Source organism: Bacillus sp. AP50 (assembly GCF_040492675.1).
Lineage (GTDB): Bacteria > Bacillota > Bacilli > Bacillales > Bacillaceae_G > Bacillus_A > Bacillus_A cereus.
Window position 1 is genome coordinate 1 of the sequence record NZ_JBEUTW010000304.1, and the last position, 11,930, is coordinate 11,930.

Here is an 11,930-nt window from a genome sequence, read left to right on the forward strand (position 1 = left end):
TACGTTATTAAACAAAACTAAAATCCGATAAGCTCAGTATCATTTTTACATCTCAGAGGTGTTTTACGTTATCTTATGAAATTATGTTTGCCCAACCCTTATTTCAATTGAGGATGTTTTTTATTTTGTCTAACTCGAATAGAGTAGTTCATCATCCTATCTTTTAAACGTCGTTTATTCACTATGTACTATTATAAAATAGGGTAATTTTAATTATTGCATTTGTGGCACTCGAATCTTTTCTGTGTCTAAAAGATTCGCACAAATAATTTCTTTTACTTCCTCACGTGTTAGCATGTCTAACATTCTCACCCCACCAATTTGATTTAAGATTTTATTTGCATTTGAGTAAGAATAACGATTTACAATCATTTTATCTTGCTCGGCTAGCTCTTTAATGGCCTCTAAAATCCCTAATGAAATAGCTTTGTTAGAAATAATATTACTCGAGAACCAAATAACTGCGTTACCACGGAATGCACCGTCTACAAAAAAGTCCGTTAAGTGGAATGGATTACTTGGATGTTGCACATCTACAGTGTAATAAGCTACCCACCATAGTAACGATAAATTATTAATCGTCAGCGAGCGCTTATGGCCTTGATTAAAAATTGTTCTACTTTCAATACTACGGTCCTTATCTTGAGCTGAAATTAAATTCAACTGATTTAAATGATAATCTATGTAGTACGTGTTAGCTAAAGCTACCCACATCTTTTCACTTTCAGCTTCTGAAATTGAAATATGCTTCAAACTATTCCACAGCGTTCGAATATTTTCTTTTATAGCTTCACCATCAACTGTTTCTAACTTCAATGGTACATAATCGAAAACTGTCGAGCTTTCATGAACATTTTCAGGATTCGAAAAGATTTTCGCAATTTCTACTGTATTATTTGTTTTATACAGCGGTAAATAATCCGTTTTAAAATTAACTTTAAAGTTTTCTAGAAATTCATCTGTTACATATTTAATAACATTAGTCATAAGTAAGCTCCGCTCCTTTATAAAAGTTATATAATGCATCTTCTACAGGTGCATCTAATAGCTGCTGTGCAACTTTCATGGCGTCAGCAGTTAAAATCGTTTGTTCGTCATAACCCGCTTTGCTTAGTAACTCAAATAAGGCCGGCACCCATAAACAATCTCTATTGAAATCACCATTTTTCACGCGTTCAATTACATATGTTAATGCAGGCAAAACAATCGTTACTAGCAACATACTTTGTTTAACTTGATCCGAGCGACTCATAACTTGATAAGCTTCGTGCGCTTTTTGGGGTAAGTTGACTAAAATAATATCGCCATCAATATTAACATCCATAAACACATCATTAATCGCTGCAACACGAATCATCGACTTAGCATTTGGATTTTCTTTATTAGCAAATTTAATATTTAGCTCCGCCATCGTATCAAACGCTAAAATATCTCCTTTGATCAGCTTAAGTACATTAAAGTTATCACCATAGTATTCATTATTGAAATTTGGATTACTATAATTTTCAATCATTTCATTAGCTAAAATCATCGTATTCACTTCGATTTTGCCACTGATCTCGTTAGCATTTAACAAAATCGTAAGCTCATTTTGTAACTTGGACGCTGTAAATAACTTACGATAACTTGAAGAAACCCCTTCTAAATGAACGGCATACACAGCCTTTCCCTCAATAATGAATCGCTCTAACATCGCATCGTTTAATTTAAATTTCACCGTAACACTCATTTTCGATGGTGATACTTTTTCAAAATGAATGTCACTACTAAATTCGCTATTTTCATAGTCATTCATTTCACTATTTAAAACCGGATACGGAAATAAATCAGCTTTTAATTTCATATACCGTGCCCTCCATTTTCAAACGTAATTTACTATCAATCGAAATATCTGCACTGAATACAACATTTTTCGAAAGATTCTCTAAACGAACCGCGTTTCGTTTAATCGAAGTTTCATTCGATGGACTTGCAACATCCACTACTTTCAATGGGTATGTCATACCATTTGCACCAATTGACTTCAATTCAACTTCAATTGCTTTTGATTTCTTCAATACTTTCCCGACAATTCGGTACTTCCCTTCAGCTGCATTAAGCTCAACAATTTTCAGCTTAATAGAAGTAGACGGGCCTACTCGTTTTTCCTTATTCGTGATAACTTCCTCACCTTCACCATTTGGACCTTTATCGCCAGGTTCTTCACCTGGCCCATAGATTGTGTTAGGTGAGTCTCCACCGCCATGGCCCTCACGTTTACCGCCGCTACCAGAAGTATCACCATCCCCGATTCCTACAGCTTCTAGTACATTCTTTAACAAAGCTTCTTCTTTATCGCCATCTAATGTTTGAGTCTTATTATTTTTTCGCGAAAACTTAAAATCCTCGAAATTATTTTTTATACCCGAGTCTTTCTGCTTTTTCTCCCCTTCAGTTTGTTGCTCATTTAAAGGCAATAAATCATTTACTCCGAATGCATCAATAACATCCGTACCGATATCTGCAAACGCCTCTTGTACTTTATCTTTATACCATTGCAATAAATCCTTTAAAAAACCTGCTGCTTCTAGATGTGCTTCTCCCTGCTTACGATCAATACTCCATGTATCATGATTAGCGTTTTCTAAATCTTTTAAATACCCATTCAATTCTTTCCCTAACGCTTGAAATACGCCTGAGAAATTGATATTGCCACTAATACGATTACGCTCATAAATTTTCATACCAGCTGCACGAGTTTGCAATACTGTACGATTGGCTGGCTCATGCTGCAACAAATATAATTTAGCATCCGCTACATCTTTAACAAATGGATATTTTATAAAACGTTCATCCAAAGGAAAATGTAGTGTTTGCTCACTTGTTAATACTTCATAAAAACGATATGTTTTTAAAAACTGCGCTTTTATATCCCCACGAAGTTTATTCTCTTCATATATACGATTCATTAAAGAATGTACAGTTACATCGTTAATTATTTCTGATTTACCAACTTGTACAACAAGCTTCCCTTGAATAATCGCAAGTAGAAAATTATTTAAAGTTGAAAGAATAATATTTTGCGTCCAATTATCGTAATTTTTCAGACCGATAATAAAAATATCTGTACCAAATTCATCATTTTTTCTTTCAGGGTAACCAAATGTTTGCTGTTCAGCAATATAATCTGTTTCAGCGTCCACATATGTCGCACGCTCTTGTGTAATGAAGTTTTCTTCTTTAATTTTGAATGAAACGAAATTCATTACACCCACTGACTTTTCAGTTCCTTCATTTGCTAGTGTATTATAAAACACCATCCGTAGATCTGAAGCTGCAAACGGTGCTGCTTTACCAATTCCTTTACTACCCGCTGAATCAGTGTCATCCTTTTCTGAATAACCGTCTCCCAAAACTAATGACTCATACTTCTTTTTATTTAAGCCTGTTGTATTGTAGTCACTAATTTTTAAGACAGAGACTTTAGATGCATGAAGCACATCACTAAAACGATTTAAAAAATCGAGAGTATCTTTATTATTTTTTTCTGTCCATAATTCGAGTGCTTTCGGCAGTGCCTCATCTCTAATAGATTCAATATTCGAGATATTTTCTGTTGGCATTTCAAAAAAATCGAACGTAATTTTAACTGCTTCCTCCTTACTTTTATCTTTTGCATCCAATGAATTTTGCAGTACCTCACGCGTCAAAGACTCCGCAACATTATCTAAGAATATTTCAATCGATGGATTATTTACCCCCTTTGGAGTTAACCCTTGTCCATTAGGAAATTTCCACTTATGCATATCTTATCCTCCTGTATTTTTAAATAATTGTTTGTCTATTTGAATTTAAACTCTGTAGAACGTTGTTTGCTTTCTTCTATATTTAATTCACCTGCTAATCCAGGTTTTATCAAGGGTCCACCACCGATTCCTACTAGTAGGTCGATATTCAGAATTATTGAATATCGGACTTTGACGTTCCCATTTCTTCTCAATTAATCTATGATCTATTAAATCATTAATTGAGTCAGAAATACTCTTCTTTGAAACTCTAGGATTATTATTATAATGTTGTATTAAATCGTCTTCTGTAATACTATCCAGTACATCTTTTATTTCCTGCCAGAGATGAACAAATTCAGGCTCGTAGGAAAATAACTCTTCTCCATAACGAAATGAGTGCGTCCTAAATTGCATAGAAACCTCCTAATATTATCACCCAAACTAAATTCTTTACATTACCATAATCTATATTAAACTAATAAAAACTATACTTTCATGTCGCTAAAAAAATAAATATTATCACAAAGAAAGCAACCGATTTGTTAGTTGCTTTCTCATTACTTAGGAACATAAAATTACATTACATTCTTATTATAAAACTGGGAATCAATCTCCTTCAGCAATGAAGAAGGTTGATCATAATAATAGAGCTGTAAATACGTTTTGGCACGAGTGATGGATACGTAGAGAAGACGACGTTCAATTTCCTTATATTCCTCATCTTGAAGTTCTTGATCACCGGTATCATCCACTAAATCTAAAATAATAACATAATCAAATTCTAATCCTTTTGCAGAATGAAAGGTTGTGAGTTTGACTCCAGCAGTATGCGCATTACCTTGATCCTTTTTAATGTACTCGTGAGGAATCGATTCGGCTTGTAACGCATAATAAAATCGGTTAACACTTTTCCATTCCCTTGAGAGAACTCCTATCGTTTTATCTGGATTTTTCTGCAACAGCATCTTTATTGTGCTAACGATTGCAGTATCTTGTTTTTCTCTTGTACTACATTGATATACATCTGGTACAGGACCAGTATATTCTGGCAGAATAGGCATTACATATTCCTCGTCCTTAATAATAGAATCATTCAATTGTAGGCTATAAGCCATTTGAATAATCTGTTTCGTCGACCGGAAGGAATTTTGTAAAATTTTAGTCCTCCCTCCCAGGATATTAATACCTATTTCTTTCCATGTAAATGACGTCTTGTAAATCTTTTGCCCCTTATCCGCCGCGACTGCAAATCCCTTTTTGGCAATAAACCGTAGTAGCATTAGCTGAACTTGCTGTAAGTCCTGCCCTTCATCAATCATGACCTGATCAAATTTATAGGTATCCCTTATCTTTTCTTTATTTTCGAGAAGCGTCAATGCAAAGTCATCATAATCTATTTTCCCCGAATTTCGCTTCACCCTCTCATACTCTTCAAAAATACGATACATAATCTTACGATCTGGCTTCGTCACCCTAACCGAACTTCCTCTTCCGGTCCGCGACACATCTTGGTACTCGGTGAGATTCTTAATTCCTTTTCCTTTAACCCATGAAATTTCCTCGGCTAGGAATTCCCTAAATTTTTCTTCTGTGACAAAACGATGCGTGGAATCCTGTCTAACAATTTCAACGGCATTTTTTAGAAAATCCTTTTGATCTTTCGTATTTGTTACAAACAGTTTTCTTTTTTTCGTCACATCTCGCAACGCGCCGGCTGCCCAACCATGAAAAGTATAAACAAATAGATTACGTGGGCCAATTTGTTCAGCAATTATCTTGGCATATTGACTGAGCGTTTTATTATAGGTAAAAAGTCCTATCCGAATGGAAGGATCCTTTTTAATCATTTTTTTTGCTTTATTAAGCAGCACCGTCGTTTTACCACTTCCAGCAATTCCTTTTATTAATAATTCGTCCCCATCATAGTTGACGACTTCCTTCTGTTTATCCGTCAACGGATGTTCAATTGCAGCTAAAGTCATGATTTCCCCCCATTTTTACCAATCATCATCGTCATCATCGGCATTGATTGCATCTAACACCGACGGGACGGAATTGCTTTTCTCTATTGTTTTCATCACATTATCCAGATTTCCACGAATGTCCTCTTCAAGCCTTGCTTTATCGATTTTCGGCTTACTGATACGCCACTCTTTAGCCATTCTCTCCCATATCGTTGTCATTTCAGCCGCTTCCTTTCTGCGTCATCAACGGGATGAAAGGCTTCAGGACAAATTAGATTATGTGGACAATAGCGGCATTTGTCACTTGGGGTCGCTTTCATCTGGACTGGATGTTCTTGCAGCTGTTTTTCAAATTCCTCCCTCAAGGTCGGAAGAATGGTATCAGGCTGTTTATAAAGCTGTCCTATCGCAGCCGCAACAGCCTTGCTTTCCTCATCCGCCTTGCTGTTTTGAAGAGCAGGAAAGAGAAACAACTTGCGCAAATCACTAAACTCCTCTTCTTGTCCATATGGCGTATATCCCCCATAATGCTTTTTAGCCCAATTTCGATACTTTAGATTTTCATCCGTAATCAAGTTTAATTTAAATTCGTTCCAATAAGGGAAAAGCTTAAACACTTCTTCCTTAATCTTCTCATCACCTAAATTCGGCAATAAAGCACCAACTGACTTTAAGAGGTTACCGAATAGAAATTCATGGACAAATTCACTATGAAACGTCTCCGAATTCCCTGATAGATAACTATAATAAAATCTCCGCGGGCAGAACTTGAATTCCGCTAAAGCATCAATCGGATAGGCCAAGAAGGAATCCAGTTCCTGCTTCGTGATTTCTCTCTCAAGCTTTACATCCATCAATTCGTCTTGCTCATCCTTATCTTCACTATTTGGATTCAAGTTTAGCTGACTTAAATAGACGGCTTTATCAAGGTTCTTTTTATCCTCAAATTGTACCATCCACGATAATTCAAGCCTCTCAGAGAATTGAAGCAGATTATAGACCAAGTATCTCGTAATCTCCTTCACATAGTCATTTCGTAAAACTTGAAAAGACAGTGGGATATTCCTTTTGGCCAAATCATGGAAGACATCGTCACTCAGTGGCCATGGAAGCTTAAACTCAGAATACGGAAGACTGTTTTCATCAAGTCCTGTCACATGAGTGATGCCATTTTCCTTGAAAGCTTCCCCATCAATTTCAATAAACGGCCGAATTAACTCTTCCTCATGATAATCCTTTTGTAAATGCCCCGATAAGTATAGACTGATAGCAGTACTAATATCACTCACATGAAAGGTACCAATATCAGGAGTTGTCTGTAATGTTTTCTTCAGTTGGTCAATCAAGTCCCTTTCTTCCTTTAAAATTTCCTGCTCAAGGTACGGATTAGATGCATCGACCAGTTGACGAAGCTTAGAAAAATGGTTGGCGAGTGAAATCCGTTCTTTTCCATCACCGAACAAGTCAACAGCAATTTTAAAAATCATGTTCATAAAATGTACCAATTGAAGAACGTCCTCTTTTGCTGTCGCAAACTGCGAAAACATCGCAAACGGACTCGACATCCTTCTTTGAAAAGAGTCATCCTCTTCTTGTTTAAATACCGGGAGAACATTTTCGAGGATAGGAAGTAAATCCTTTACCCTTGTATCCCATGAATCTTTTGTCACGCACCCCTGAAAAAAGGGAAGCACGTCTTGAAGAATCTTTGTATACTCTCTTGCATTCTTCTTCGTTTCCTTATCATACAACCACCCCGAGGCAAAGCATTCAAAGAGACCATTCTCCGTCAAAATTAGGGTCTCCTCTTCCTCACTCCACATTTGATGAAGCTGGTAAAGAAATTGCCCAATCGGAAAACCAAGAAAATGCCTTTTAGCCTTGAATAGTTCTGGATAATATTCCTGTAATCGATTGTTCAAGGAAGTAGCATTCGGGGCAAGATACGTCTTATATACTTTCTTTTCGTTTTTATCTTTTTCAAGATTGGTTTCATAATCTTGAAGAAAGGTATAAAAATCCTGAAAATCCTTGACTCTTAAATGCGCTGGGTTTTTATAGCCTTCGATTCGTTCTCCTTCAAAATCAGCCAGAAACTTATCAGCTAAGGTCCGCACTTGTCTCAAGTGCTTCTCAATTTCCCACTGATTCCTATCTACCCAACCATGTCTTCCGTTTATGAATTTCTCAATAAATAAAAACGTCTCTGGATACCGCTCATCGTAAAGATTCAAAAAGACGATGTTCACTCCGGCTTCTTTTAACAATAAAAATATTCGCTGCTGTTCAGGCGTCATAAAGTAGAAACCGTGAAGAACAATCGTATCAAAACCGACCGAATGGTTAATCTTATGAAAGTCGACCTCACTCTTATCATAAGAGTGTTCAATCATATCTTCGATTATATTATTCCAACGATTAGCTAGTGTTTTCTTGAAGCCAAAAGTAAGGAGATTTCTTACTTTCTTGATGGATGGATGCACTTCAAACCTTTTCCAAATCGTTAAAAATACTTTCTCTTTCGTGGAAAGAACGAGCTCATCATCGTCTAAATCAGCAGGGGTTACTCCTGCTACTTCCATCATTCGAATGGTTTCAAGTACATCTATCTGATTACGGCGAAACGACGAAAGAAAGTTCTCTTCTAGCACCATCTCATTTTGGATAATCTCTGATAGATGCAAATATTGTTTTAGTTTCGTTTCCGAGCTGGACCAATTCCCCAGCAAGCTCTCTATCAATTGAATCGAACTCACAATCGGAGCGCTGATGAATGGGTGATTCTGCTGTTTTTGATATCGTTCATAGACCCCTTCCCTCATGTTTTTGGTAGCACATACATGAAGAACATCCCTATAAGGCTTAAAGCCGTCTAATCTGTCAAGAGTCTTAGGATTGGTATAGGTTACCACTTTACAATTCATACAAGCTGCACTCTCCTCCTAATTACCCATGTCCAATTGCATAGACCAGGTATCATCCATTCGTTTAATTGGTTGAAAAATAATGAGTCTCTCCCGAGATCTTGTCATCGCAACATACAGCAATCTTGTTTCTTCTTTAACAATTTCCTTTGTTTCTAAATCACTCAAATCATCATAATAACTGTTTTTAAGTTTCAGTTTCTTTAGAAACCAGCCGACTTTTTTCTTTTCATTATCAAATAAAATCTCATCCCATTCAAAATGGAAGGGTTGGTCTGTGAAAGGCATAATAACCGTATGGTATTCCAAGCCTTTTGATTTGTGAACGGTCACGATTTCGACTACATCCTCTGTATCAACTGCTTCCACTCGTGGTTCATCTTCTTCACGATTGGTTTTGATATTGATTCCAAGCCACGAGTGCAGGGCATACAATGTCGCATTCGTACTGTCAAACTGCTGATGAAGTAAGTTCATCAAATGATTTAGATTGGTTTGATATTTGTGAACCTCAAATTTAGCCTTTACTTTTTCCTTATTTGATGGCTCACCATCGATTAAAGCCAGTTTTTTAGAATAGAGAGTTTGAAAAACGTCCTGGGTCATGAACTTCCGAATCACCGCAAATACAGGCTTAATTCTTAATTCCTGCACAGCAACGTCAAAATCTTTATTTAGCCCATGGTTCTGCCGTAAATACGCAAGAATCCGATTATTATCACCCTTGAATTTCACTAAGTTCTCTAACAACACTTCCGTTTTGAAAAATGGAGTCGCCAATGCATTCAGCACGCTTTTCGCATCATTTGAATAGAGCAGTGCTCCTAATAAACGATAAAAATCCTTTACCGCCTCGCTATTATAAAAAGTTCCACCAACATTCATCTCCACAGTAATTCCATGCTCATCGAGCCATTCATAAGCACACTTCGCTTGCTTATTCGTCCGAACAAGCAAGGCAATCTTCTTTTTCTTTGATTCATGCGTCTGTTTTTTTACAAGCTCTTGCGCGTTCTCCACTTCATTCAGTACTTTTCCTTTTAGTTCATCAGTCCATTTATTGTACTTTTTCACTCGGAATTCATTCATACCAAAAGTCGAACCTTCATTTCCAATCAATCGATCTTGTTGTTCATACGTTAACTCGCCACGCTTACCCCACGTCATAAAATAACAATCCAACTTTTCCAACAGTGTCTTGGAAGTACGGTAATTAATTTGAAGAGGTTCTTCAATGAATGCTTCGTCAACGTTTTCCCTCAATTGAGTAAAGGAAGTATAATCCGCCCCTCTGAAACGGTAGATTGATTGCTTGATGTCACCTACGACAAATAATCTTGCTTGAATCATTTTATTAATTTGGGCAACAAGCTTGATTTGGACATCGTCACTGTCCTGAAATTCATCGACAAACAAGTATGCAAACTGATACGGCATTTCTTTTAATATTTCAGGTTTTTCCGAACTGATTTCACTAATTTTCCGTACAAGATCTCCTATTGTGATAGCGTTCTCCCGCCGTTTTACTTGATTAAACTCTTCTTCACACCTCGGGAATACATATGTGAATAGGTCATTGAACTTCTCGAATACTTCTTCTGAGGAGTAATTTCCTCTCCACTCTAAGTCAGCAATTTGTTTCTTGCTTAACCCTTTACTTTCCATTTCATCCCAGAAAGACTCCACAATCTTTACAAGTTCATAGTGTCGGAACCCATCAAGCCCTAACTCATTACTAGGTCTGCCAGCCACATACTCATTTAAAATCGTACTGATGATTTCTTTACGTTTGACCTTGTACCCTTTAAGCTGTACATTGCGGCCAAAACCAAGGATAAAACCAAGATCCTTAATTAAAGATTTCGCAAAGGAATGTATAGTGCTGATGTTCATTTCCCTAAGTTCCTCTGCATACTTTAAGTACCTTGGCTGTCTCGTTACCTGTTGCCTAAGCACCAATTCCTTCTTCAAACGATGCTTCATCTCTTGAGCTGATTCTCTCGTAAAGGTAATCATCACGATATCCTTTAGAGAAAGCTCTGGAACCATCGCGAGCAAAAACATAATCCGTTGTGTCATGACCGTAGTTTTCCCGGTTCCAGCCCCCGCCGTAATCGTCAAGTTTTCCTCTACCGGAGAGTGCTCAACTTTGTACTGCCCTTTGTTAAAGTTCGGAAATTTGTCTAGCCAATGCTTCTCGAATTCCTTATCCACTCCAGCTCCATCGATAACATAAATTGGCTTTGCCAATTTATATGGCTGTTTTGAAGAAAAATATTGAAACAAATAGGCTTTTTCAAACTTTTGATAAAAATCAATTGGGAACCATTCTGGTTTCTTTTTAAAATGAGACAGAATGATGACTTTAACTCCTTTTTCCAATAGTGGTTCAAATAATCGCTTATCTTGCAGCAGCTTTGTTTCCGTTGAAGCTATGTAAAGCAGCGAATATTTCGGACCTTCTTCTACCCCAGAAGTCTCAGGTAACTTCCCACCATGGATTAATTCCGTTAAACTTTCCCACTCATTTTCCTTTAATGAACTATTAGTTCTACTTAAGGAGACAGATGTTATGCGTCCAAGAAACGCTTCCTTATTAGAAAGATCCTCCTTGAATAAGATGGGCGGATTACTTGGCAAGCGACCAAATCCGCTCTCTTCCCACTCCATTTTTGTTATATATGGAAGGGCTACCAAAACTCGTCTTGAAAGCTTATTCGCTAAATCTCCTTTCTCTTTAATCCAATCTATCAAACTATGCATTTGATTCTCCGCCTGTTGATATGGATTTCCTTCTTCCATATAGAAGTTTTGATAAACCCATTTATGCCCTTGTATCGCAACAATTTGGTCAATCGTAATTCCTTTTACTTCAATAATATTAATCCCTAATTCTTTATCTAGAAGCAAGATGTCCGGTTCTTTTCTTCCGGAATAATCAGCTGAGAAAATAGGATAGTTCCAATAACCTAAACATTCTCTCTCCTTAAAGTTTTCTTTAATTGACTCCCATACAATCCCTTCCGCTTTGCTACCCTTCTTTTTTCTTACAAAGGTAGAAATAAACAATCCAGCCAATACTTCACCTACTTTAGTCATTTTTTCCTATTATTCAATATCTATTATTATAGCAAAAAAGTGGTAAATTGTAAGCGGACCCAAACTTCCTACAAGCATAGTGGAAAGATATTATTTTTTCATATTAAGGTGATAAAAGAAAACCTGCTATCAGGTGTGCACTCTTTTTATTATATATAAATTTAATAATGTATTAT

8 protein-coding genes are annotated in these 11,930 nt (G+C 36.6%); all 8 read right to left on the reverse strand.

Annotation, left to right across the window (positions count from 1 at the left end):
- Positions 1-213: 213 nt before the first annotated feature.
- Complete coding sequence (locus tag ABWK52_RS20680; protein WP_098541718.1) at positions 214-987, reverse strand: DUF6339 family protein; 774 nt, start codon at positions 985-987, stop codon at positions 214-216.
- Positions 980-1,843, reverse strand: coding sequence for a hypothetical protein (locus tag ABWK52_RS20685; protein ID WP_098541717.1), 864 nt, complete (start codon positions 1,841-1,843; stop codon positions 980-982). The genes ABWK52_RS20680 and ABWK52_RS20685 overlap by 8 nt, the downstream gene beginning before the upstream one ends.
- The gene (locus ABWK52_RS20690; RefSeq protein ID WP_098541714.1) at positions 1,827-3,785 is read right to left on the reverse strand and encodes a hypothetical protein; all 1,959 of its coding nucleotides are present in this window, start codon (positions 3,783-3,785) and stop codon (positions 1,827-1,829) included. The genes ABWK52_RS20685 and ABWK52_RS20690 overlap by 17 nt, the downstream gene beginning before the upstream one ends.
- A gap of 87 nt (positions 3,786-3,872) precedes the next feature.
- On the reverse strand, positions 3,873-4,181 hold the full coding sequence (locus ABWK52_RS20695; protein ID WP_098541712.1) for a hypothetical protein: 309 nt from the start codon (positions 4,179-4,181) through the stop codon (positions 3,873-3,875).
- Between the two features lie 161 nt (positions 4,182-4,342).
- On the reverse strand, positions 4,343-5,749 hold the full coding sequence (locus tag ABWK52_RS20700; RefSeq protein WP_098541710.1) for a UvrD-helicase domain-containing protein: 1,407 nt from the start codon (positions 5,747-5,749) through the stop codon (positions 4,343-4,345).
- Between the two features lie 15 nt (positions 5,750-5,764).
- Positions 5,765-5,950, reverse strand: coding sequence for a hypothetical protein (locus ABWK52_RS20705; RefSeq protein ID WP_098541708.1), 186 nt, complete (start codon positions 5,948-5,950; stop codon positions 5,765-5,767).
- Complete coding sequence (locus tag ABWK52_RS20710) at positions 5,947-8,655, reverse strand: DUF1577 domain-containing protein (RefSeq protein WP_218272438.1); 2,709 nt, start codon at positions 8,653-8,655, stop codon at positions 5,947-5,949. The genes ABWK52_RS20705 and ABWK52_RS20710 overlap by 4 nt, the downstream gene beginning before the upstream one ends.
- An 18-nt stretch (positions 8,656-8,673) precedes the next feature.
- A complete protein-coding gene (locus ABWK52_RS20715) occupies positions 8,674-11,754 on the reverse strand; it encodes a UvrD-helicase domain-containing protein (protein WP_098541704.1) in 3,081 nt (1,026 codons plus the stop codon).
- Between the last annotated feature and the right edge of the window lie 176 nt (positions 11,755-11,930).

Coding starts and splice junctions, on each gene's coding strand:
- ABWK52_RS20680 (WP_098541718.1), bottom strand. CDS start 987: ATGACTAATGTTATTAAATATGTAACAGATGAATTTCTAGAAAACTTT.
- ABWK52_RS20685 (WP_098541717.1), bottom strand. CDS start 1,843: ATGAAATTAAAAGCTGATTTATTTCCGTATCCGGTTTTAAATAGTGAA.
- ABWK52_RS20690 (WP_098541714.1), bottom strand. CDS start 3,785: ATGCATAAGTGGAAATTTCCTAATGGACAAGGGTTAACTCCAAAGGGG.
- ABWK52_RS20695 (WP_098541712.1), bottom strand. CDS start 4,181: ATGCAATTTAGGACGCACTCATTTCGTTATGGAGAAGAGTTATTTTCC.
- ABWK52_RS20700 (WP_098541710.1), bottom strand. CDS start 5,749: ATGACTTTAGCTGCAATTGAACATCCGTTGACGGATAAACAGAAGGAA.
- ABWK52_RS20705 (WP_098541708.1), bottom strand. CDS start 5,950: ATGACAACGATATGGGAGAGAATGGCTAAAGAGTGGCGTATCAGTAAG.
- ABWK52_RS20710 (WP_218272438.1), bottom strand. CDS start 8,655: ATGAATTGTAAAGTGGTAACCTATACCAATCCTAAGACTCTTGACAGA.
- ABWK52_RS20715 (WP_098541704.1), bottom strand. CDS start 11,754: ATGACTAAAGTAGGTGAAGTATTGGCTGGATTGTTTATTTCTACCTTT.